17 protein-coding genes are annotated in these 22,458 nt (G+C 71.7%); 15 read left to right on the top strand and 2 right to left on the bottom strand.

Going from position 1 to position 22,458, the window contains the following annotated elements; all coding sequences use genetic code 11:
- The first annotated feature begins 51 nt into the window (after positions 1-51).
- A complete protein-coding gene (locus tag ABZX65_RS00695; RefSeq protein WP_355333566.1) occupies positions 52-1,320 on the top strand; it encodes a family 10 glycosylhydrolase in 1,269 nt (422 codons plus the stop codon).
- A gap of 150 nt (positions 1,321-1,470) precedes the next feature.
- Here ABZX65_RS00695 and ABZX65_RS00690 read toward each other — a convergent pair whose 3' ends face one another.
- The gene (locus ABZX65_RS00690; protein WP_355332795.1) at positions 1,471-3,318 is read right to left on the bottom strand and encodes a helix-turn-helix domain-containing protein; all 1,848 of its coding nucleotides are present in this window, start codon (positions 3,316-3,318) and stop codon (positions 1,471-1,473) included.
- A 238-nt stretch (positions 3,319-3,556) separates the two neighbouring features.
- On the opposite strand from ABZX65_RS00690, the gene dnaK reads away from it, so the two are divergent.
- The 8 genes from dnaK (at position 3,557) to ABZX65_RS00650 (ending at position 12,640) form a co-directional block, all read left to right on the top strand.
- The gene (dnaK, locus tag ABZX65_RS00685; protein ID WP_355332794.1) at positions 3,557-5,458 is read left to right on the top strand and encodes a molecular chaperone DnaK; all 1,902 of its coding nucleotides are present in this window, start codon (positions 3,557-3,559) and stop codon (positions 5,456-5,458) included.
- 9 nt (positions 5,459-5,467) lie between these two features.
- On the top strand, positions 5,468-6,082 hold the full coding sequence (locus ABZX65_RS00680) for a nucleotide exchange factor GrpE (protein WP_355332791.1): 615 nt from the start codon (positions 5,468-5,470) through the stop codon (positions 6,080-6,082).
- Positions 6,083-6,089: 7 nt separating this feature from the next.
- On the top strand, positions 6,090-7,067 hold the full coding sequence (locus ABZX65_RS00675; protein WP_355332789.1) for a J domain-containing protein: 978 nt from the start codon (positions 6,090-6,092) through the stop codon (positions 7,065-7,067).
- Positions 7,064-7,453, top strand: a complete 390-nt coding sequence (locus tag ABZX65_RS00670; RefSeq protein ID WP_355332787.1) for a chaperone modulator CbpM — start codon at positions 7,064-7,066, stop codon at positions 7,451-7,453. The genes ABZX65_RS00675 and ABZX65_RS00670 overlap by 4 nt, the downstream gene beginning before the upstream one ends.
- Positions 7,444-10,068, top strand: a complete 2,625-nt coding sequence (gene clpB, locus ABZX65_RS00665; RefSeq protein WP_355332784.1) for an ATP-dependent chaperone ClpB — start codon at positions 7,444-7,446, stop codon at positions 10,066-10,068. Before ABZX65_RS00670 ends, clpB begins: the two co-directional genes overlap by 10 nt.
- A complete protein-coding gene (trxA, locus tag ABZX65_RS00660; protein ID WP_355332781.1) occupies positions 10,068-10,595 on the top strand; it encodes a thioredoxin in 528 nt (175 codons plus the stop codon). Before clpB ends, trxA begins: the two co-directional genes overlap by 1 nt.
- Complete coding sequence (locus ABZX65_RS00655; protein WP_355332779.1) at positions 10,595-10,858, top strand: UBP-type zinc finger domain-containing protein; 264 nt, start codon at positions 10,595-10,597, stop codon at positions 10,856-10,858. Before trxA ends, ABZX65_RS00655 begins: the two co-directional genes overlap by 1 nt.
- Before the next feature lie 105 nt (positions 10,859-10,963).
- Complete coding sequence (locus ABZX65_RS00650; RefSeq protein WP_355333564.1) at positions 10,964-12,640, top strand: FAD-dependent oxidoreductase; 1,677 nt, start codon at positions 10,964-10,966, stop codon at positions 12,638-12,640.
- A 134-nt stretch (positions 12,641-12,774) separates the two neighbouring features.
- Here the strand turns inward: ABZX65_RS00650 and ABZX65_RS00645 are convergent, their stop codons facing one another.
- Positions 12,775-14,796: a beta-galactosidase gene (locus ABZX65_RS00645; RefSeq protein ID WP_355332776.1), complete on the bottom strand. Its 2,022-nt coding sequence runs from the start codon at positions 14,794-14,796 to the stop codon at positions 12,775-12,777.
- Between the two features lie 696 nt (positions 14,797-15,492).
- On the opposite strand from ABZX65_RS00645, the gene ABZX65_RS00640 reads away from it, so the two are divergent.
- The 6 genes from ABZX65_RS00640 to ABZX65_RS00615 are packed head-to-tail and all read left to right on the top strand — an operon-like array spanning position 15,493 to position 22,337.
- A complete protein-coding gene (locus tag ABZX65_RS00640; RefSeq protein WP_355332774.1) occupies positions 15,493-17,154 on the top strand; it encodes an ABC transporter substrate-binding protein in 1,662 nt (553 codons plus the stop codon).
- A gap of 5 nt (positions 17,155-17,159) precedes the next feature.
- Positions 17,160-18,203, top strand: a complete 1,044-nt coding sequence (locus tag ABZX65_RS00635; RefSeq protein WP_355333561.1) for an ABC transporter permease — start codon at positions 17,160-17,162, stop codon at positions 18,201-18,203.
- Positions 18,204-18,209: 6 nt separating this feature from the next.
- Positions 18,210-19,109 carry an ABC transporter permease gene (locus ABZX65_RS00630; RefSeq protein ID WP_355332771.1) on the top strand — a complete coding sequence of 300 codons (900 nt, stop codon included), beginning with the start codon at positions 18,210-18,212 and terminating at the stop codon, positions 19,107-19,109.
- On the top strand, positions 19,109-20,167 hold the full coding sequence (locus tag ABZX65_RS00625; RefSeq protein ID WP_355332769.1) for an ABC transporter ATP-binding protein: 1,059 nt from the start codon (positions 19,109-19,111) through the stop codon (positions 20,165-20,167). Before ABZX65_RS00630 ends, ABZX65_RS00625 begins: the two co-directional genes overlap by 1 nt.
- Entirely contained in the window at positions 20,164-21,297 is a 1,134-nt protein-coding gene (locus tag ABZX65_RS00620) for an ABC transporter ATP-binding protein (protein WP_355332767.1), read from the top strand. Before ABZX65_RS00625 ends, ABZX65_RS00620 begins: the two co-directional genes overlap by 4 nt.
- Positions 21,297-22,337, top strand: coding sequence for a LacI family DNA-binding transcriptional regulator (locus tag ABZX65_RS00615; protein ID WP_355332764.1), 1,041 nt, complete (start codon positions 21,297-21,299; stop codon positions 22,335-22,337). The genes ABZX65_RS00620 and ABZX65_RS00615 overlap by 1 nt, the downstream gene beginning before the upstream one ends.
- Positions 22,338-22,458: the final 121 nt, after the last annotated feature.

Genomic DNA, 22,458 nt, shown 5'->3' with positions numbered 1-22,458 from the left:
CCGGAAGTCACCCATCATCGGCGGATCATGACGGATGATCAGGAGGCACGGATGGACCGGCTCACCCGCAGGACCTTCACTGTCGCGGCGGCGGGCGCGCTGGCCGCCGTCATCCCCGGCTCGGCGGCGCGGGCGGCCGAACCCTCCCGCGCCCCCCAGGGCGCACCGGGTCCCGCGGGTCACGGCGGACCCGCTGGTCACGGCCGCGACCTGCGCGGCATGTGGATCGCCTCGGTCGCCAACACCGACTGGCCCTCGGCCCCCGGACTCCCCGCCGACCAGCAACGTCAGGAATTGCTCGACCTGTTGGACACCGCGGTCGAACGGGGGCTCAACGCGGTGGTGTTCCAGGTCCGGCCGACCGCCGACGCCTTCTGGCCGTCGGCGTATGAACCCTGGTCGCGGTACCTGACGGGCACTCAGGGGCAGGACCCCGGCTGGGACCCGCTGGGCACCGCGGTGCGCGAGGCGCACCGCCGCGGCCTGGAACTGCACGCCTGGTTCAACCCGTACCGCGTCTCGATGGACACCGACGTCACCAAGCTCGCCCCCACCCACCCGGCCCGCCTCCACCCCGAGTGGATCGTGCCCTTCGGCGGCAAGCTCTACTACAACCCCGGACTGCCCGAGGTCCGACGTTTCGTGCAGGACGCGATGCTGGACGCCGTCCGCCGCTACCCCATCGACGCCGTCCACTGGGACGACTACTTCTACCCGTACCCGGTCGCCGGCCAGGTCTTCGACGACGACGCCGCCTACGCGCGGTACGGCGCCGGATTCCCCGACCGCGACGCCTGGCGGCGGGACAACACCGACCGCCTGGTGCGCGAGACCGCCGCCAGGATCAAGCGGATCCGGCCGAGCACCCAGTTCGGCATCAGCCCCTTCGGCGTCTGGCGCAACGCCGCCACCGACCCGCTGGGCTCGGCCACCACCGCGGGCGTCCAGACCTACGACGACCTGCACGCGGACACCCGCAAGTGGGTCAGGGAGCAGTGGATCGACTACATCGTTCCGCAGGTCTACTGGAACATCGGCTTCGCGGCGGCCGACTACGCCGCCCTCGTCCCCTGGTGGTCCGACGTCGTCCGTGGCACCAACGTGCGCCTCTACATCGGCGAGGCCCTGTACAAGGTCGGCGTCGCGGGCCAGCCCGACGCCTGGCAGGACCCGGCCGAATTGACCCGCCACCTCGACTTCTGCGCCCGCTACCCGCAGGTCCGCGGCAACATCTACTTCTCCGCCTCGCAGGTCGTCGCCGACCCCTTGGGCGCGATGAGCCTGGTCGCCGCCCGCTACCACCACCGCGGACGCCGCTGACGGCGGGCGGTCGGTCCTTCCTGCCCGGCCACGTCCGTGCCGCCTGGTGTCAGCCGCCCCACGGCAGAAGGCAGGCTCAGGCGATGCGGGGCCGCGCCGCAGCGCCGGTCCGGCTCACCAGGGCCGGATCACGGCGCCGGTGTCCGCGTCTCACGGCGAGGGTGCGAGCACATTGCGTATGCGGGTGGCGATGTGCAGGTTGAGGCGCGTCTCGACGTCACCGAGGTCGTGGCCGGTGATCTCGCAGATGCGCTGGAGGCGGTAGCGGACTGTGCTGCGGTGGATGTGGAGTGCCTCGGAGGTCGCGTCGTAGCTGCCGCCGCTCTCCAGATAGCGCGAGAGTGTCGTCACCAGCCCGGTGCGGTGGCGGGAGTCGTAGTCCAGCAGGCGTCCCAGCCATTCGCGGACGAATCGGTCGGCTTCCCGTTCGCCTTCGCCGGTGCCCAGCATGCGGCACAGGCCCAGCTCCTCGAAGCCGGTGCTGCCGTACGGGTCCTGGGAACCGCGGCGGACGGCGAGGGCGCGGACGGCCTCGTCGTAGGAGCGCGGCAGATCGGCGACGACCTCGCAGCGGCCGCCGATGCCGATGGCTCCGGCCCCGGTGCCGAGCTCCTCCGAGACGGCCCTGTACAGCGCGCCTTCCGGGGCACCCCGGTCTCCCCGGGGCTCCAGGACGACCGTGGCCGAGCCGCGCGAGCCGACGAGGACGTCCAGGCGCAGCCGCCGGGCCGCCCGCGCCGCCGCGTCGCCGAGCGCGGCCCTGCCGACCGTCCCGGCCCACTCCAGTACGGCGACCCTGTACGGCCGGTGCAGGTCGTGGCCGAGGACCGCCGCCCGGGCGAAGTCGTCGTCGGTCGTCTCGCCCGAAATCAGCCGGTCGACCAGGCCGTGGCGCAGCAGGGGCTCCAGCTCGGCCAGCCTGCGCTCGTGCGAGAGCGCGGGGGCCAGCACCAAGGCGGCCTGTTCGAGCGCTGAGCAGTCCGTTTCCGTCGCCCGCCGGTCAGGATCGACCAACGCGGCCACGCCGAGCACTTCCCCGGCCATTTCGATGGGGACGAACAGCCGGTCACCGTCGCGGACGGCGCCGGGACGGTGGCGCGCGTCACGGATCAGGGCCTCCCGGTCCCGGTGTCCCGGGGCCGGGCGCGGCCCACTCCCGGGCCGCCCGCGGGGTTCGCCCCCGCCGTGACCCGCCCAGGCTCGCGGGTTGCCGAAGCGGTCCTCGGTGAGGACCGCGAATCCCGTATGGTCGCGCAGGGCCTCCAGGACTCCCGACTCACCGCTGCCCGAGGCAGCGGCCCGGGAGAGCGCGTGGTCAGCGGCGAGCCGTGCGGCCAGGGCGGAGACGCTCGCGCCGGGGGCGGCAGCCGGCGAGAGGCTCTCTGCCGGCGGCGGCCCTGCGATCCCCGGCCAATGGTGTGAGCGGGCCCCGACCGGCTCTCCCCGGCGCCCGCTGAGGCGTGCCAGGGCGATCCCGGTCTGCTGCGCGAGCAGATCCGTCAGCGCGGTTTCGTCGGTCGAGGGTGCGGTCGCGCCCCCGACGACGAGATAGCCGAGGCAGTCGTCCCCGTATCGCAGCGCGACGGCCCGCGCCCACCGTCCGTCCGCCCGGTACAGATTCCGGCTGCGGCCGTCGAGAGCGTCGATCCGCCGGTCGAGCCGATCGGCGGCCACCATCTCCGCGGCTGCCTCGGCCGGGGCCCGGCCGTTCGGCTCCGCACCGGGCCCCCGCGCCACGGTGCTCCCCGGTCGGGCGTCGGCGGAGGCAGCCTCCGGGCGTGGAGGGCAGCGCCGCGCCGCACCATGGTGCACGGCGTACGCCGCTTCGGCGACGAAGGGACCGGCGGCGGCGATCGCCGCCATGGCACCCCACAGCACCTCTCGCTCGTCGTCGCCGTCGAGCATGACCGTCACCAGCCGTAGCAGCGCGTGACGCGCGGCCCCCGGCAGCGGCACGGGGTGAGGCGGGTCGGCGGTCGGAAACGGAAGAGCGTCCATCGCAGGTCCATTCGCGGCTCGAATCAGCCCCCTCTCAACGTACGCCGCTCGGCACGGGCCCTCACCTGCGAGCCGTCGCCGCCCCCCGTCCTCGGGGACCGGAAAGGCGGCGCGGATTGGTCACCCCGGGGCGAGGAAGTCCACCGCGTACTGCGCAAGGCTCGCAGACTGTGCGGGTCCGGCGCCGTGCGCCCGGCGGCCCGCCGGCCGGTTCCGCCTCGCGACGGAGGAGATTCTTATGGCGAAGGCAGTAGGCATCGACCTCGGTACCACCAACTCGGTCATCGCCGTCTGGGAGGGCGGTGAGCCCACCGTCGTCCCGAACGCGGAGGGGGCCAGGACGACCCCGTCGGTGGTCGCCTTCTCCGATGACGGCCAGCGGCTGGTCGGACAGCTCGCGCGGCGGCAGTCGATCCTGAACCCCAAAGGCACCATCACCTCCGCGAAGCGGTTCATCGGACGTCGCTACGACGAGATCTCCGACGAGGCCAAAGCGGTCTCCTTCGACGTGGTCGAGGGGCCCGGCGGGGTGGCCCGCTTCGAGGTGAGCGGCAAGCAGTACGCGCCGGAGGAGATCAGCGCGCAGGTGCTGCGCAAGCTCGCCGACGACGCCGGGAAGTCGCTCGGCGAGAAGGTGACGGAGGCGGTCATCACCGTACCGGCGTACTTCAACGACGCCCAGCGCCAGGCCACCAAGGACGCCGGGAAGATCGCCGGCCTCGAAGTCCTGCGGATCATCAACGAACCGACAGCCGCGGCGCTGGCCTACGGGCTGGACAAGCAGGGCCACGAGACGGTCATGGTCTTCGACCTCGGCGGCGGCACGTTCGACGTGAGCCTGCTGGACGTCGGCGACGGCGTCGTGGAGGTCCGCGCCACCGCGGGCGACTCCCATCTGGGCGGCGACGACTTCGACCGCCGACTGGTGGACCACTTGGCGGACGGCTTCCAGGCGTCCGAAGGCATCGACCTGCGTAAGGACCCGCAGGCATTGCAGCGCCTGTTCGAGGCGGCCGAGAAGGCGAAGACGGAGCTGAGTTCGGTCACCCAGACCCAGGTGAGCCTGCCCTTCATCACGGCGGACGCCTCCGGGCCGAAGCACCTCACCGAGACCGTCCGCCGCTCCACCTTCGAGCAGATCACCTCGGACCTGGTGGAGCGCTGCCTGGAACCGGTCAGGACGGCGATGAGCGACGCCAAGGTCACCGACAACGACATCGACGAGGTCATCCTCGTCGGCGGCTCGACCCGCATACCGGCCGTGCAGAACCTGGTCCGACGGCTGACCGGCGGCAGGGACCCGAACATGAGCGTCAACCCGGACGAGGTGGTGGCGCTGGGCGCCGCCGTCCAGGCAGGCGTGCTCAAGGGCGAGGTCAAGGACGTCCTGCTCCTGGACGTCACCCCCCTGTCGCTGGGCGTCGAGACGGCCGGCGGTGTGATGACCAAGATCATCGACCGGAACACCACCATCCCCGCCCGCCGGTCCGAGACCTTCTCCACCGCCGAGGACAACCAGCCGGCCGTGGACATCGTCGTGCTTCAGGGCGAACGCGAACTGGCGGCCGACAACCGCGTGCTGGGCCGCTTCCGGCTGGAGAACCTGCGGCCGGCCCGGCGTGGGGAGACCCAGATCGAGGTCACCTTCGACATCGACGCCAACGGCATCCTCAAGGTCAGCGCCAAGGACCGGGACACCGGCGCCGAGCAGTCGATCACCATCAGCGAGGGCTCCAACCTCGACCCGTCCGAGGCCGAGCGGATGATCAACGAGGCCGAGAACAACCGCACCAGCGACCAGGCCCTGCGCGAGGCCATCGACGCCCGCAACGAGCTCGACGCCGCCGCCTACCAGGTGGAGCGCCGGCTGGACGACCTCGGCGACGCCGCACCGGAGCACGAGCGCGCCCGCGCCCAACTGCTCACCGACGAGGCGCGTACCGCCGTCAAGGAGGAGGCTCCGGCGGAACGGTCCCGGAGCCTGACCTCCGAACTCCAGCAGATCCACGCGGCGCTGGCCGCCCACGCCGCTGAACCGGGCGGAGCCGGGGGCGGCGGAGCCGAGCCCGGCCAGGGGCCCGGGGGCGACTCCCCGAGGGGCGACGACGACGTCATCGACGCCGAATTCGACAAGAGCTGAGGCGGCGACATGTCGGACCAGGAACAGACGCGTCCCGCCGAGGACCGCTCCCCGCCCGAGTCCGAGCCGACGCCGCCGGAGTCCGAGCGGACGCCGCCCGAGCCGACCTCGCCCGAGCGGAGTGCCGCACCGCGGACGCCCCCGCGGGCCCCGGAAGCCAGGGAGCGGGAGGCGGAATCCACACGCCGCGGCCCCGGTGCGGAGGAGCTGGAGGACCGGTGGCGGCGAGCCCTCGCCGACCTCGACAATCTCCGCAAGCGCTACGCCCGTGAGCTTCCCCGGGAACGGGAGGCCGAGCGGGCCAAGGTGGCCGCGGCGTTCCTCCCGGTCGTCGACAACCTGGAACTGGCCCTCGCCCACGCGGGCGCCGACGACCGCGGCGCGATCGTCAGCGGAGTCCGGGCGGTACGCGACCAGGCCGTCGAGGTGCTGCGAAGCCTCGGCTACCCCCGCTACGAGGAGACCGGCGTCCCCTTCCACCCCGAGCAGCACGAGGTGGTGTCCGTGGTGGATGAACCTGACACACCTGCGGGCACCGTCGTCCAGGTGCTGCGGCCCGGTTACGGCGACCCCGGTCACCAGCTGCGGCCGGCCGCGGTAGCGGTCAGCCGCAAGCAGGAGTGAGGCCGCCATGGCAGAGGACTACTACGAGGTGCTCGGCGTCCCGCGCGGCGCCGACGCGGCCGAGATCCAGCAGGCGTTCCGTACCCTGGCTCGCCGCTACCACCCGGACGTCAACCGCGATCCGGCCGCCGAGGAGCGCTTCAAGCAGATCAACGAGGCGTACAGCGTGCTCTCCGACCCCGGCACCCGGTCGCGCTACGACCGTTTCGGCCCGGACTTCCGGCAGATCCCGGAGGACTACGACGAGCGCGTCGCGGCCGGCCAGGGCTTCGGCGGCGGAGCCGGCGCGTACCGCGGCAGTCCCTTCGCCGGCACCCGAGGCGACGGCCGGGCAGGCGCCCGGACCTGGACCGAGTCCGACTTCGACGCCTCTGGCGTGGACTTCGAGGATCTCTTCGGAGGCGTCTTCGGCGGCCGGGCGCGCGGCGCCGGGCGGGGCAGCCCGATCCCCGGCGCGGACCAGGAGGCCGAACTCACCCTCAGCGTGGAGGAGGCATACCGCGGCGGCCGACGGAAGATCACCCTCGGCGGGCCCGGCGGGGAGCGCAGTTACGACGTCACCATCCCGGCGGGCGTCGTCGACGGGCAGCGCATCCGGCTCGCGGGGGAGGGCGGCCGGGGCCGCGGCCCGGGTTCCGCCGGGGACCTCTATCTGGTGGTCCGTATCGCCCGCCATCCCCGCTACCGGCTCGTCGGGCACGACGTCCACGTCGATCTGCCGGTCACCGCCTGGGAGGCCGCGCTGGGGGCGACGGTGCCGGTCTCCGGTCCGGGCGGGACGGTCAAGGCGCATGTGCCGCCCGGTACCTCCACCGGCCGCCGGCTGCGGCTGCGCGGCGAGGGGATGCCACGCCCCAAAGGTTCCCCGGGCCACCTCTACGCCGAAATCCAGGTGATGGTGCCGCCCTCGCCCAGCCCGCGTGAACGTGAGTTGTTCGAGGAACTGGCCGCGGTCTCCTCCTTCGACCCGAGGAAGCAGACATGAGAGCCGAACACCGTTCTCCCGCCGAAGGCGCCGGACAGCCCGGTTCCAGGGCCGCCTATCCGCTGGTGCGCGTCTACCGGACCAGTACCAGCCCCTATCAGCTCTCCATGGCCGCGGTGGCCGGCCGCAGTGGACTGCCGCCCGAACTCGTCAGGCGTTTCGTGGCTCTCGGTCTTGTCGACGCCGAGCGTGACGCCCGGGGCCGGCTGTGGTTCCGGGCGAGCGCGCCGTCGGCCCTCGCCCGAGTGCAGCGGCTGCGGGACGGACTGTGTCTCAACTACGCGGCCATCGGCGTCGTCCTGGACATGCTCGACCGCATCGAACGCCTGGAAACCGCACTGCGGCGCAGCGAACGAGCCGCCAAGGAGCCCACACCATGGACATGAATCGCCTCACCCAGAAATCCCAGGAAGCGCTCCAGGAAGCACAGAGCGCCGCGGTCCGTATGGGCCACACCGAGGTCGACGGGGAGCACCTGCTGCTGGCCCTGCTCGATCAGCGCGACGGCCTGACCACCCGTCTGCTGGCCGACGCCGGTGCCGACCCGGCCGCCCTGCGGGCCGCGGTCGAGGCCGATCTCGTCAAACGCCCCCGCACGACGGGTCCGGGCGCCGCCCCCGGCCAGGTGATGGTGACCCAGCGGCTGGCCCGGCTGCTCGACAGCGCCGAGCAGGAGGCCAAGCGGCTCAAGGACGAGTACGTCTCCACCGAGCACATGGTGCTGGCCCTGGTGGACGAGGGGGCGACCACCGCGGCCGGCCGGCGACTCGGTGAACAGGGCGTCACCAAGGACTCCTTCCTCACCGCCCTCACCACGGTGCGCGGGAACCAACGGGTCACCTCCGCCACTCCTGAGGACGCCTACGAGGCCCTGGAGAAGTACGGGCGCGACCTCGTCGTGGAGGCCCGCACCGGCCGCCTCGACCCGGTGATCGGCCGGGACGCCGAGATCCGCCGGGTGATCCAGATCCTCAGCCGCAAGAGCAAGAACAACCCCGTCCTGATCGGCGAACCGGGCGTCGGCAAGACCGCCATCGTCGAGGGTCTGGCCCAGCGGATCGTGCGCGGCGACGTGCCGGAAGGGCTGCGGGACAAGACGGTGTTCTCGCTCGACATGGGGTCGCTGGTGGCCGGGGCGAAGTACCGCGGCGAGTTCGAGGAGCGCCTCAAGGCCGTTCTGTCGGAGGTCAAAGGCGCCGAGGGCCGGATCCTGCTGTTCGTGGACGAGCTGCACACCGTCGTCGGGGCCGGCGCCGCCGAGGGCGCGATGGACGCGGGCAACATGCTCAAGCCGATGCTGGCCCGCGGCGAGCTGCACATGATCGGGGCCACCACGCTGGACGAGTACCGCAAGCACATCGAGTCCGACGCCGCCCTGGAGCGCCGCTTCCAGACCGTCCAGGTGGACGAGCCGACCGTCGAGGACGCCATCTCCATCCTGCGCGGCATCCGCGAGCGCCTGGAGATCTTCCACGGCGTCAAGATCCAGGACAACGCCCTGGTCGCCGCGGCCACCCTCAGCCACCGCTACATCAGCGACCGCTTCCTCCCGGACAAGGCCATCGACCTGGTCGACGAGGCATGCGCCCGGCTGCGGACCGAGATCGACTCCATGCCCGCCGAACTCGACGAACTCACCCGGCGGGCGACCCGACTGGAGATCGAGGAGGCCGCGCTGGACCAGGAGACCGACCCGGCCAGCCGCGCCCGCCTGGAGGACCTGCGGCGCGAACTGGCCGACCTGCGAGGTGAGGTGGACGCCAAGCACGCCCAGTGGGAGGCCGAGCGCCAGGCCATCCGCAAGGTCCAGGAACTGCGCCAGGAATTGGAACGCGCCCGGCAGGAGGCCGAGCAGGCCGAACGCGCCTACGACCTCAACCGGGCCGCCCAGCTGCGCTACGGAACCGTCAGCGAACTGGAGCGCCGGCTGACCGCCGAGGAGGAACAGCTCGCCAACAAGCAGGGCGAGAGCCGACTGCTGCGCGAGGTGGTGACCGCCGAGGAGATCGCCGAGATCGTCTCGGCGTGGACCGGTATCCCCGTCACCCGCCTTCAGGAGGGCGAACGGCAGAAGCTGCTCAAGCTGGACGAGATCCTGCGCGAGCGGGTCGTGGGCCAGGACGAGGCCGTCCAGCTCGTCGCCGACGCGGTGATACGGGCCCGCTCCGGGGTACGCGACCCGCGGCGGCCGATCGGCTCGTTCATCTTCCTCGGCCCGACCGGTGTCGGGAAGACCGAGCTGGCCAAGACGCTGGCCGCGGCGCTGTTCGACAGCGAGAGCAACATGATCCGCCTCGACATGAGCGAGTACCAGGAACGCCACACCGTCAGCCGCCTGGTCGGCGCGCCCCCCGGATACGTGGGCTACGAGGAGGGCGGCCAGCTCACCGAGGCGGTGCGCCGCAAGCCGTACTCCGTCGTCCTGTTCGACGAGATCGAGAAGGCGCACGCCGATGTCTTCAACACCTTGCTCCAGGTGCTGGACGACGGCCGGATCACCGACGCGCAGGGACGTACCGTCGACTTCCGCAACACCGTGATCATCATGACCTCCAACCTCGGGTCGCAGTACCTGCTCCAGGACGCCACCCAGGCCGGCGAGATCAAGCCCGAGGCGCGGGCGCTGGTGATGACCGAACTCAACGGTCATTTCCGCCCCGAGTTCCTCAACCGCGTCGACGACATCGTCCTCTTCCACCCGCTCGGCATCGCGCAGATCGAGCGCATCGTCGACCTGCTCCTCGACGAACTGCGCGACCGCCTCTCCGAACAGCGCGTCACGCTCGTCCTCACCGAGCCGGCCCGCCACCTGATCGCGGCCGAGGGCTACGACCCGGTCTACGGAGCCAGGCCGCTGCGCCGCTTCATCTCGCACGAGGTCGAGACCAGGATCGGCCGCGCGTTGCTCAGCGGCGAGGCACGCGAAGGCGTGACCATCGTGGTCGACGCCGCGGGCGGCGAACTGACCGTCTCCCTCCAGGACCAGCCGCAGGAGCCGTGATGAGCACCTCTCAGGAAGGCCGCGACGACCGCCCGGCCCGTGACGGCACCACTGGCGCGCAGGCCCGGGTACGGACCGTCGTCTGCGCCAACTGCGGCCGGACCAACCGCGTGCCCGCCGCGGCGGGCGGCAGTCCGCGCTGCGGAAACTGCCGGGCGCCGCTGCCGTGGATCGCCGAAGCGGGCGACGCCGACTTCGGTGAGGTCGCCGAGCAGGCGAGCCTGCCCGTGCTGGTCGACCTGTGGGCCACCTGGTGCGGCCCCTGCCGGATGGTGAGCCCAGCCCTGGAACAGGTCGCCGAGGACCTCGCCGGCCGGATCAAGCTCGTGAAGGTCGACATCGACACGTCACCGGCCCTGGCCAGACGGTTCGAGGTCCAGGCCGTCCCCACCCTGCTGATCCTCGACCACGGCAGGCCCGTCGCCCGCCAGACCGGCGCCGCGCCCGCGAACGCGCTCCGCCAGTGGGTGAACGAGTCGCTGTCGACGTCCCCCGGACCGGCCGATCCCGCGACCAGGAGGCCGTGATGACCACTCTTCCCGACCCGCACCTGTCCATGGTCCGGCCCGTGACGCCCAGGACACCGCAGGGCTGCGAGGACTGTCTGCGCATGGGGACTGCGTGGGTGCACCTGCGGCTGTGCCTGACCTGCGGGCACGTCGGATGCTGCGACTCCTCGCCGATGCGGCACGCCCGTGCCCACGCGGCAGCCGACGGGCACCCGATCGTGCGGTCGTTCCAGCCCGGCGAGGACTGGCGGTGGTGTTTCGTCCACGAGTCGATGGTCTGAGCCGGGCGGGCTCGCACGGCGCCTCCGACACCGCGTCCGCCGCTGTTCCCCTCCTCTGCCGTACGCGTCCACCGCTGTTCCTGACGAAGGAAGCGAACCGCCGTGATGCCGCCCCTGACCCCGACCGCCGACGTTCACGACGCCTACCCGCGGCTGACGGACGACCAGATCGCGCTCCTGGACCCCGCCGGACAGGTGCGGCAGGTCAGGGAGGGGGAACACCTCTTCCGGGCGGGCGAACGCACTGAACAGTTCTTCGTCGTCCTCAGCGGCACGGTGGCCGTGGTCGAAGGCCAAGGCGACCAGGAGCACATCGTCCAGGTGCACGGTCCGCACAGCTTCCTCGGCGAACTCGGCGTGCTGGAGGGCCAGACCGCCTTCCTCAGCGCGGTGGTGAGAACACCGGGCGAGGTCCTGGCGGTGGGCTCGGCGGCCCTGCGCGATCTGCTCAGCCGCGAACCCGCGCTCGGCGACGTGATCCTGCGCGCCTACCTGCTGCGCCGTACGATGCTGGCCGGCGCGGGCACGGGCTTCCGCATCATCGGCTCCGCCTTCTCCTCCGACACCCGGCGGCTGCTGGAGTTCGCCGCCCGCAACCGCCTCCCGCACCGCTGGTTCGATCTGGAGAAGGACACCGAGGCCGAGGCGCTGCTCACGCGCCTGGGGATCGCTCCGCAGGAGACCCCGATCGTCGTCTGGAACGACCACCGGGTGCTGCGCAATCCCTCCAACGCCGCGCTCGCCCGGGTCATCGGGCTGCGCGCCGGGACCGCCGCGAAGGCCGTCTGGGACCTGGTGGTGGTCGGTGCGGGACCCGGTGGCCTGGCCGCCGCGGTGTACGGCGCCTCCGAGGGACTCTCCACCGTCGTGCTGGACGCCGTGGCGACCGGCGGCCAGGCCGGCACCTCCTCCCGGATCGAGAACTACCTCGGTTTCCCCGCCGGGATCTCCGGCATGGAGCTCGCCGAACGCGCCGTCGTACAGGCCAACCGGTTCGGCGCCCGGATCGACGTCCCCGCCGAGGCCACCGGCCTCGAACAGCGCGACGGGAACAGCGTGGTGCGGCTCGCCGACGGCGGCACGGTCACCGCCGCCAACATCGTGGTGGCCACCGGCGCGCGCTACCGGCGGCTGACCGCCCCCGGCGTCGAGCGGTTCAGAGGACTCGGGGTGCACTACGCCGCCACCGTCTGGGAGGCACGGACCTGTCGTCTCGATCCGGTGGCCGTCGTCGGCGGCGGCAACTCCGCCGGTCAGGCGGCCCTGTTCATGGCACGCGAGTCGCCCGCCGTCCACCTTCTGGTCCGCGGCGACGACCTGGAACACAGCATGTCCCGCTACCTGATCGACCGGATCGAGCGGCACGCGCGGATCCATGTCCGGCCGCATACCGAAGTCCGGGAGGTGACCGGCGAGGACCGGGTCGAATCCCTCGTCGTCGAAAACAACCGCACCCGCGAGCAGCAGACGCTGGCGGTCCGCGCCCTGTTCGTGTTCATCGGCGCGCGCCCCGCCACGTCCTGGCTCGCCGACGCCGTCACCCTGGACCGGCGCGGCTTCATTCCCACCGGGCAGGACGTGGTCCACCTGACAGCGGACCTCTGGAATCCCCTCGCCCGCGCCCCTCTCGCCCTGGAGACGGGTCTGCCGGGCGTCTTCGCCGTCGGCGACGTCCGCAGCGGCTCGGTCAAACGGGTCGCCTCCGCCGTCGGTGAGGGCGCCATGGCCGTCCGCCTGGCGCACGAGCACCTCGGTGAGGTGGGGCCGCCCGCCGTCCGCTGACCTCAGCCCATGCCCGCCGCGAGAGGGTGACACGGCAGGCCCGGGCCTCGACCGCCGCGGACCGCTCGGACCTGACCCGCGGCACCTCGCGGCGACTCGCCGCACCTCGCGGCACCTCGTGGCAAGGGGACACGTCAGCGAGGACCCGTACCGCCTTCCTCCACCACCGCCACCTCGCCGGCCGGAACGGCGACGACTCCCGGCACGCGGGCGCCGGACAGGAGGTCGGTCCCCGTGGCGGCCACATGCGCGGCCGCCTCGGTGTGGTTGACGACGAAGAGCCAGGACCGCTCCCCGGAAGGCCCGCTTCTGCGGATGACCTCCACGCCGTCGCCGGACCCCCGGGGCGCGGGCGCGCAACCGGCCTGCGCGGCCCACCGGGGAAGCAGGCGCAGGAGGGACGGAACGTCGGGGCGGGTGGCGAGATAGCGGACGTTTCCGCGGCGCAGGACCGCCGGGCCACCGGCCGCGGGTCCGTCGGCGAAGCGGCACTCCACCTCGGTCCCGGCGTCCGGGACGACCCGCTCGGCCCATACGTTCCCGGTCGAGCCGTCGTCCAGGGCGACGGTGGCTCCGGCCGTGAGCGGCAGGTACTCGTTCACGGTCAGGCCGAGCAGATCGCGGAGCGCTCCGGGGTACGGCCCGGGATGGACACGGTCGTCGGGGTCCACCACGCCGCTGAAGGGACCGACGACCAGGTGGCCGCCGCCTTCGACGTACGCCTCCAGGGCGCGCGCCGTCGAAGCGGACAGCGCGTACAGCGAGGGCACGAGCAGAAGCCGGTGCGCACCGGGGGCGGGGACGATGTCGCAGCCCAGACCGGCCGTCCACAGCGCGCGGTGCCAGGTGCGGAGCGCGTCTCCGCAGGTCAGGTCCGAGCTCGGCCGGTCGGGCAGCTCCAGGGCCCACATCGCCTCGTAGTCCAGGAGCAGCGCGACCGGGGCCTGCGGGCAGGTGCTCTCGGCGACATCGGCCAGACGCGACACGGCGTTGCCGAGGGCGCTGGCCTCCCGCCGGACCCGGGTGTCCTCGCCGCCGTGCGGGAGCATCGCCGAGTGCCATTTCTCCGGGCCGTACGCGGACTGCCGCCACTGGAAGAACAGCGTTCCGTCGGCGCCGCGGGCGAGGTGCGTCAGGGTGTTGCGGGCCATCTCGCCCGGGACTTTGGCGATGTTGCGGGGCTGCCACTGCACCCCGGAGGTGGAGTGCTCCATGAGCAGCCAGGGCCGCCCGCCGGCCAGCCCGCGGGTGAGGTCGGCGGCGAACGCGAGCTCGGCGGCGCGGTGCGGATCCTCGGACCCGAGGTAGTGGTCGTTGGAGACGATGTCGACCTCCCGCGCCCAGCGCCAGTAGTCGCTCCAACGCAGCGCGCTCGCCATGAAGTTTGTGGTGACCGGACGGCCGGGGGAGTGGGCGCGCACGATGTCGCGCTCGGCCCGGAAGCAGGCCAGGTGTTCGGCGTCGCTGAACCGGTAGAAGTCCAGCCACAGGGCGGGCGGGAGGCGGCTGGTGCTGGTACGCGGCGGGGTCACCTGGCTCCAGTCGCTGTAGGTCATGCCCCAGACGCCGGTGCCCCAGCGGTCGTTGAGGGCGTCCAGGTCGTCGCCGTACGTGGTGCGCAGCCAGGTGCGGAACGCCGTCGCGGAGGTCTCGCACCAGCAGTGCGCGTTGCCGTTGGCGTACTCGTTGTTGACGTGCCACATCACCACCGCGGGATGGTCGCCGTAGCGCTCGGCGAGGCGGCGGGTGACGATCGCGGCGCGCTCCCGGTAGAGCGGTGACGACGGGCAGTACGCCTGCCGCGAGCCGGGCGCCAGCCGCCGTCCGTCGGCGGTCACGGGCAGCGACTCCGGGTGGGCGTGCGAGAACCACAGGGGCGGAGCGGCCGTCGGCGTGGCCAGGTCGACGGCGATGCCCGACGCGTGCAGCAGCTCGACGGCCTCGTCGAGGCCGGAGAAGTCGAAGGCGTCCCGCCGGGGCTCGATCCAGGACCAGGCGAAGACGCCGAGCGAGACCAGATTGACCCCCGCCTCGCGCATCAGGCGGACGTCGTCCTTCCACGTCGCCGCGTCCCACTGCTCGGGGTTGTAGTCGGCGCCGTATGCGGGGCGCGGAACACGGCCCCAGACGGAATGCTGCCGGTCGGGTCGCGACATGCGCGGGCTCCTGAATCCTGGAATACGAAAAGGGGTGGGGAATGCGAGGACGAGTGAGGACGAGAGAAACGACGAGAACGGGGACGAGAGCGAGGACGCGTGACGGTGCGCGCGGGCTCGGTGGGCGAACGGGGCCGGTGGAGGCACCGGTCCGGCCCCGCTCGGGTCAGGGGCGTACCGGGTGCCCCGTCCCTCACCATTGAGCGGCGAATGCGTTCGGCGGCGAGCGGACGAGGCACCTGGAAGGGAATGCGAAAGGCGCCGGGGAAAGCGTCGTGAAAACGCGCGGCGCACGTCGTGCCCGGGCGCCGAACGCGAGTGAAAGCGCGGTCGGCGCTGCCTGGCCATGACGTCAGGCGCCGGTGAAGTGCGTCGGCCGGTGCGCCAACTTAGAGCGATCACCCAGGGGTGTCAACGCCCGTCGGCGGTCATCCCCGGCGCGCCCGCCGGCCGTACGGGACGGTGGCCGGGAGAGCCCCGGGTGACGTCCCGGGGAGCCGTTCCGCCGTGTCCCAGGCGCCGTTGAGGTGGCTGGAAAATCTTCCCGTCACCGTCTTGACCCCTCCCGGCAACGTGCGTACGTTTCCGGATCATACGTAGAAGCAGAGGCCATGACAGCTCAGCCACTCGTGCTCATACGTATGTGCACCCCCTTTTGTGCGCTGTATCGCCACTCACGAGGAGCAGGAGTCAGCCATGCCCACCAGAAGAGCCTTTATCGCTCGCGCCGCCGGGGCGGCCCTCGCCATACCGCTGGGGGCGAGCGCTTGCAAGAGCGGTACGGCCGCCACGGGCGGTGCGGGCAAGGGCTCGGGCGCGCTGGTCTTCGGGAAGACCGACGGCGGGACGACCTTCATCCGCAACTACAACGTCTTCGGCCCCGCCATCCAGAAGTCGCCCAACGCCGAGATGATCTATGAGCCGTTGGCGCGGGTCGACTACAGCGACGGCGCGAAGGTCAAGCCCTGGCTGGCCAAGAGCCTGGAGTTCGATCCGACGGGCACCACGCTCACCGTGAAGCTGCGCGAGGACGTGACCTTCTCCGACGGCAAGCCCATGACCGCCGACGACGTGCTCTTCTCGCTGAACCTCCCGCTGAAGGACCCCAGTTTCAACCTCGGCGGCACCACGTACGACCGCGTCGCCAAGGTGGACTCCTCGACCGTCACGGTGCACTGGCCGCACGCCGCCTTCAGCGAGCTGAGCCAACTCGCCTCCATCCAGGTCCCGGTGGTGCCCGCGCACATCTGGCAGGGCAAGAACATCAAGAGCTGGTCCAACCCGGACCCGGTCGGCACCGGCCCCTTCACCCTGGACCGGTTCGCGCCCCAGCAGATCACCCTGCGCGCGCGGACCGACTACTGGGGCGGCCGGTTCGCCGTGAAGCAGATCAAGATCATTCCGACCAACGGAGACGCCCTGCGCGCGCAGTTGGTGCGCGGCGACGTGGACTGGGCGCTGGCGGCCTGGGGCAACGGCGAGCAGGAGTACACCGCCAAGGATCCCCGGCACAACCTCTACCAGAAGTACGCGACCGGCGGCGCCTACTCCCTCTTCTACAACACCGCGAAGGCGCCCTTCGACAACGTCCACGTGCGGCGGGCGCTGGCGATGACGATTCCCCGCACGGACATCGTCACCACCCTTGAGCGCCCCGGCACCGAGGCGGGCCCGACGGGGCTGGTGGACCAGATCTACGGGGACGTCATCCTGCCCGAGTACCGGGGCAAGGTGCAGCAGGTCGACGCCGAGGCGGCCAAGAGGGAACTCGTCCTCAGCGGTTACGAGGTCAAGGGCGGCAAGCTCGTCAAGGACGGCAAGTCCTACGCTCCGAAGCTCTCGTTCAACCAGGACTTCGGGTGGGACCCCTACGCGAACATGATGGTCCGCGGTTGGCAGGAGCACCTGGGGATCAAGGTCAAGTCGGTCGGCGCGCCCGGCGCCAACCTCTACGAGCAGCAGCAGACCGGCGAGTTCGACCTCACCATCAGCACCTCGGGCGGAGCGGGCGTCGCCGGTGTCTACAGCGCCCTGAGCAGCCGGGCGTCGCGGCCGCTCGGGCAGACGGCCGCCACCAACTTCGGCCGGTGGAAGGACGCGCCGACCGACGCCGCGATCACCGACCTGCTGTCGTCGGCCGACCCGGCCGTCACCAAGAGCGCGGGCGAGAAGCTGCAACGGATCGTCGCCGAGCAGGTGCCGTACAGCCCGATCTACAACAGCTACTGGTTCGTCCTGATCAACGCCAAGCGCTGGAGCGGCTGGCCCACCCCCGAGCACTTCTCCTACGTGCCCTTCCCCGGCAACGGTCCGGACGCCACCCTCACCCTGCTCAACTTGAAGCAGGCCACCGCGTGACCGCGATCGCCGCCTCCGCCGTACCGGCGGCCGGCCGGTTCCGGATTCCGCGCCGCTGGGGATTCCTGCTGCGCCGACTGGGCTTCTACCTGGCCGCCACCTGGTCGGCGATCACCCTGAACTTCTTCCTGCCCCGGATGATGCCCGGCGATCCGTCGGCCGCGATCGTCGAGAAGCTCCAGACCGTCAGCGGTCAGCAGATGGCGCCGAGCGCCATGGAGTCCATCCAGAAGGTGTTCGGCAATCCGAACGCCGGTATCGGCCGCCAATACCTGGACTATCTCAGCCAGTTGGCGCACCTCGATCTGGGCGTCTCGATCAGCAACTACCCCACCCCGGTCACCAGCCTGCTCCGGCAGGGCCTGCCCTGGACGATGCTGCTGGTCGGCGTCACCACCGTGATCGCGTTCGTCCTGGGCACCGGCATCGGCGCGATGGCGGGCTGGAAGGCGGGCAGCCGGTTCGACACGATCGTCAGCCCGCTGACCACCTTCGTCTCGGCGGTGCCCTACTTCTGGATGGCGCTGATCGGCCTGTGGCTCTTCGCCTTCCAACTGGACTGGTTCCCGCTGGCCGGCGGATACGACGCCGACCTGACGATCGGCTTCTCGCCGTCGTTCGTCCTGAGCGTGCTGCACTACGGAGTGCTCCCGGCGGCGACCATCGTCTTCTCGGCCTTCGGCGGCTGGCTGCTGGGCATGCGCAACATGACCGTCACCACGGTCCGTGAGGACTACGTCCTGCTCGCCCAGGCCAAGGGCCTGTCCGGCCGCCGGGTGATGCTCCGCTACGCCGCCCGCAACGCGGTCCTGCCGAACTTCACCGGCTTCACCCTCGCACTCGGCCACGTCGTCGGCGGCGCCCTGCTCACCGAGGTCGTCTTCAACTACCCGGGCATCGGCTATCTGCTCTACACCTCTCTCCAACAGCGCGACTACCCGGTGATGCAGGGCGTGTTCTTCCTCATCACCCTCACCGTGCTGCTGGCCAACCTCCTGGCGGACTCCGTGTACGTGCTGCTCGACCCGCGCATCAGAGAAGGGGGGTGACCGGCCGTGCGTACCCTCTTCCTCCGCGGCTGGAAAGTCCGCATCGGCCTGGGCATCCTCGTCCTCTTCCTCCTGCTCGCCGTGTTCGGCCCCTGGCTGACGCACAGCCTGCTCGGCCTGGACCCGCGCGCCAACGACACCACCGCCATCTCCCGGTCGCCCGGCGGCGGACATCCGCTGGGCACCAACCAGTACGGGCAGGACATGCTCGCCCAGGTCGTGGCCGGTGCCCGCGGCTCGATGTACGTCGGCGTGCTCGGCGCGGTGGTCGGCACGGCGATCGCGATCCTGGTCGGCGTACCGGCCGGGTTCTACGGCGGCAAGATCGACGGCGCCCTGAACTTCCTGACGAATCTCTTCCTCGTCATGCCGACGCTGCCGCTCATCATGATCGTGGCCGGTTACCTCCAGGGCACAGGGCTCACCACGATCGCCCTGATCATCGGCTTCTTCGGCTGGTCGGGCGGCGCGCGCACGCTGCGCGCCCAGGCCATGAGCATCGCCAACCGCGACTTCGTACGCGCCATGCGGATGCTCGGCGAGCGCGGTCGCCGACTGGTCTTCGCCGAAGTGCTGCCGCATCTGACCGGCCTCATCGCGTCGATGTTCCTGCACGCGATGATCGGCGCCGTCATGGCCGAGGCGGGACTGGCCTTCCTCGGCATCTCCGACTCCTCGTCGATCAGTTGGGGGACGATGATCCAGGGAGCGCAGCAGCAGAGCGCGGTCCTGCGCGGCCTGTGGTGGTGGTTCGTGCCGCCCGGCCTGTGCATCGCCCTGATCGGCACCGCGGCGGCGCTGGTCAACTTCGGCATCGACGAACTGGCCAACCCCAAACTGCGCGTCGCCCGACCGGTGTCCGCCCGGCGCACCAGGCAACTGGCGCGGACGGGAGGCGCGGCCTGATGACCGTCCACACAGAGCCGAAGCACCGGCCGCTGATCCCCGCGGGACAGACCGTCCTCGAAGTCCGCGGCCTGACCGTCGAATACGCCACCGGTGCCGATCCGGTGCGCGCCTGCTCCGACATCTCCTTCACCCTGCGCCGAGGGGAGATCCTCGGCGTCGCCGGAGAGTCCGGCTCGGGGAAATCCACGCTGATCACCGCCCTGACCCGGCTCCAGCGCCCGCCGGCCGTCACCACCGCGGGCGAGATCCTCTTCCACGGCAGGGACGGCGCGCCGCCGGTCGACCTCGCCGCGCTCGACGGCAGGCAGATGCGCCGCTACCGGTGGACGGCCCTGTCCATCGTGCTCCAGTCCGCGATGGACGCGCTGAACCCGGTGATGCGCATCGGCGCCCAGTTCGCCGACGTCCTGCGCGCCCACGACCGCGCGCTGAACAAGCGGGCCGCCTGGGCGCGGGCGGCCGAACTGCTCGGCCTGGTCGGCATCTCCGAGGACCGGATCCGCGACTACCCGCACCAGTTGTCCGGCGGAATGCGTCAGCGGGCCGCCATCGCCCTGGCCCTGGCCTGCGGGCCGGAACTGGTGGTGATGGACGAGCCCACGACCGCCGTCGACGTGGTCATGCAGAGGCAGATCCTCGCCCAAGTGCTGCGCCTGCGCGCGGAATTGGGCTTTGCCGTCGTCTTCGTCACCCACGACCTGTCGCTGCTGCTGGAGCTGGCCGACCGTATCGCCGTGATGTACGCGGGCCGCATCGTCGAGGTGGGCGAGGCCGCGGCCATCTACGGGGCGCCCAAGCACCCCTACACCCAGGGGCTGCGCGACTCCTTCCCGCCGCTGCACGCCCCGCTGCGCGATCTGCACGGCATCCCCGGCACACCCTCCGACCTGCGCCGACTGCCGTCGGGCTGCCCGTTCCACCCGCGCTGCGCGCGGCGGACGGACGGGTGCGACGAGCGGCTGCCGCTGCTGCTGCCGGTGGGCCCCGGGCCGGGACACGAAGCGGCGTGCCTGCTCAACGAGACCGACGGCGACAACGGAGGCGAGACCCGATGAGCAAGCACATGACCGAGGCCGTGTCCGCTCCGGACGAAGAGGCCCGCACGCCCGACGCGGCGCACGAAGCGCCGCCGTATGTACTGGAGGCGCTGGACGTCTCCAAGCACTTCACCGCCCGCGGCGCGCTCGGCCGTACCTCCGTCGTCCGCGCGGTCGAGGACGCCACGGTCCGGCTGAAGCCCGGTCAGATCCTGGCGCTGGTGGGGGAGAGCGGCAGCGGGAAGACCACGCTCGCACGGATGCTGGCCCGCTTCCACGAACCGACGCGGGGCGAGATCCTGCTGCGCGGCGAGCCGGTGAGCCGCAGCAGGCGGGGGCGGCGCGCCTACCACTCCGAGGTCCAGATGATCTTCCAGGACCCCTTCGGCTCCCTGAACCCGATGCACCGGGTCCGCTACAACCTCGACCGGGCGCTGCGGCTGCACCACCCGCACCTGTCCGCGGCCGAACGCGAGCAGCGGATGACGCTGCTGCTGGAGAAGGTCAGCCTCACCCCGGCCGCCGAATTCGCCGCGAAGTTCCCGCACGAGCTGTCCGGGGGCCAGCGCCAGCGCGTCGTCATCGCCCGCGCGCTCGCCGTGGAACCCAAAGTGCTGCTCGGGGACGAGCCGATCTCCATGCTCGACGTCTCCATCCGGCTGGAGATGCTCAATCTGCTCCAGCGGCTGCGCGCCGAGGACGGCCTGGCGCTGCTGTACATCACGCACGACATCGCCAGCGCCCGCTACCTGTGCGACGAGATCGCCGTGATGTACGCAGGCCAGATGGTGGAGTCGGGACCGAAGGAGGACGTCATCGCGTCCCCCCAGCACCCGTACACCAAGCTGCTCATCGAGTCCTCGCCCGACCCCGAGCGCGGTGTCGGCGACCGCGAGGCGTTCTTCGCGGGCGCCGACGAACTGGGCGAGCCGCCCAGCCTGATCGACCCGCCCGCGGGCTGCCGCTTCCACCCCCGCTGCCCGTTCGCGATGAAGGAGTGCGCCGAGCAGGCCCCACCGGTCACCGACCTCGGCGACGGCCACTGGGCGAAGTGCTGGCTGCACGCCAAGGGCCGGGCCGGGGTGATGGCCGACACGACACACGCCGCGGCGACCACCGCCCGGCGGGAAGCACTCCAGGGGGCGTGATGACAGGACAACGACGCGGCAGGGCGCCCAACCAGGCGGACGTGGCACGGCTCGCCGGAGTGTCCCAGTCGGCGGTGTCCCGGGTGATCAGCGGTGACGCGGCGACCGCGCGGATCTCGGAGGAGACCCGGCGGCGGGTCTTCGACGCCGTGAAGGAGTTGGGCTACGTCGCCAACCCCGCCGCCCGGGCGATGCGCAATCAGCGCAACAACCTGCTGGGCGTGCACACCTTCGAGCGGGTCTTCCCGCACGCGCGCGAGGACTTCTACTTCGAGTTCCTGCTCGGCATCGAGGAACGCGCGGAGGAGACCGGCTTCGACCTGGTGCTGTTCACCTCCACCGGGGCCGGCGGCGACGGCGAGCGCAAGATCTACCGGGGCGGCACGAACCGGCTGAATCTGGCCGACGGCAGCATCCTGCTCGGTGTGGCGACCGACCGCGGCGAGCTGGCCCGGCTCTGGTACGAGGGGTACACCTTCGTGCACATCGGCCGCCGCGAGGTGCCCGGCGCGGAGATCCCGCAGATCATCCCCGACTACCGGTCGGCCAGCGGACAGATCGTCGAGCGCCTCGCGGACCACGGCCACCGGCGGTTCGGCTACGTGCGCGACTGGCTGGAACTGGAACCGTACGCCGACCGCCGCACCGGCTACGCCGAGGCCATCGCGCGGCTCGGACTGACGGACACCTCCCCCGGCCACCTCGGCGCGGCCGACCTCGACCAGGCGTGGCTGGACGAGGTGGCGGACGGCGGCGCGACCGCCATCGTGGTGGAGAGCGTACGGCTCGCGGAATCGCTGCGTGACGGCCTCGCGAGCCGGGGCCGCAAGATCCCCGAGGACGTCTCGGTCGCCGTACTGGAAGGGGCTTCCGCGGACCTCGCCGGTCAGTGGGCCTCGCTGGAGATCCCCCGCAAGGAGATCGGCCGGATCGCCGTGGACCAGCTGCACGCGATGCTCGACGACCCCGGCAAGCGGGCCGAGAGCGTCCTCGTGCCGTGCCCGCTGGTCCCCGGCGCCACCATCGCGGCGGTGAGCTGACAGGAGCGGCCGCACAGCACGCATCTCACGACAGCGGGCGGCGTCCGTCGATCACGGCTGCCCTGAAGACACCCGGCACGACCACCGAGCCGGAACCGACCGTTCCGACCGGCAGAGACCG

Source organism: Streptomyces sp. NPDC003300, from assembly GCF_040610915.1.
In the GTDB taxonomy this organism is placed as follows: Bacteria; Actinomycetota; Actinomycetes; order Streptomycetales; family Streptomycetaceae; genus Actinacidiphila.
Note: the sequence above shows the minus strand (reverse complement) of the source record. Positions and strands in the feature narration are given on the sequence as shown.

What these genes read in the sequence shown, in the direction of transcription:
- ABZX65_RS00695 (WP_355333566.1), top strand. Translation starts at nt 52, where the DNA reads ATGGACCGGCTCACCCGCAGGACCTTCACTGTCGCGGCGGCGGGCGCG.
- dnaK (WP_355332794.1), top strand. Translation starts at nt 3,557, where the DNA reads ATGGCGAAGGCAGTAGGCATCGACCTCGGTACCACCAACTCGGTCATC.
- ABZX65_RS00625 (WP_355332769.1), top strand. Translation starts at nt 19,109, where the DNA reads ATGACCGTCCACACAGAGCCGAAGCACCGGCCGCTGATCCCCGCGGGA.
- ABZX65_RS00620 (WP_355332767.1), top strand. Translation starts at nt 20,164, where the DNA reads ATGAGCAAGCACATGACCGAGGCCGTGTCCGCTCCGGACGAAGAGGCC.
- ABZX65_RS00670 (WP_355332787.1), top strand. Translation starts at nt 7,064, where the DNA reads ATGAGAGCCGAACACCGTTCTCCCGCCGAAGGCGCCGGACAGCCCGGT.
- ABZX65_RS00615 (WP_355332764.1), top strand. Translation starts at nt 21,297, where the DNA reads ATGACAGGACAACGACGCGGCAGGGCGCCCAACCAGGCGGACGTGGCA.
- ABZX65_RS00645 (WP_355332776.1), bottom strand. Translation starts at nt 14,796, where the DNA reads ATGTCGCGACCCGACCGGCAGCATTCCGTCTGGGGCCGTGTTCCGCGC.
- ABZX65_RS00640 (WP_355332774.1), top strand. Translation starts at nt 15,493, where the DNA reads ATGCCCACCAGAAGAGCCTTTATCGCTCGCGCCGCCGGGGCGGCCCTC.
- ABZX65_RS00690 (WP_355332795.1), bottom strand. Translation starts at nt 3,318, where the DNA reads ATGGACGCTCTTCCGTTTCCGACCGCCGACCCGCCTCACCCCGTGCCG.
- ABZX65_RS00655 (WP_355332779.1), top strand. Translation starts at nt 10,595, where the DNA reads ATGACCACTCTTCCCGACCCGCACCTGTCCATGGTCCGGCCCGTGACG.
- trxA (WP_355332781.1), top strand. Translation starts at nt 10,068, where the DNA reads ATGAGCACCTCTCAGGAAGGCCGCGACGACCGCCCGGCCCGTGACGGC.
- clpB (WP_355332784.1), top strand. Translation starts at nt 7,444, where the DNA reads ATGGACATGAATCGCCTCACCCAGAAATCCCAGGAAGCGCTCCAGGAA.
- ABZX65_RS00680 (WP_355332791.1), top strand. Translation starts at nt 5,468, where the DNA reads ATGTCGGACCAGGAACAGACGCGTCCCGCCGAGGACCGCTCCCCGCCC.
- ABZX65_RS00675 (WP_355332789.1), top strand. Translation starts at nt 6,090, where the DNA reads ATGGCAGAGGACTACTACGAGGTGCTCGGCGTCCCGCGCGGCGCCGAC.
- ABZX65_RS00650 (WP_355333564.1), top strand. Translation starts at nt 10,964, where the DNA reads ATGCCGCCCCTGACCCCGACCGCCGACGTTCACGACGCCTACCCGCGG.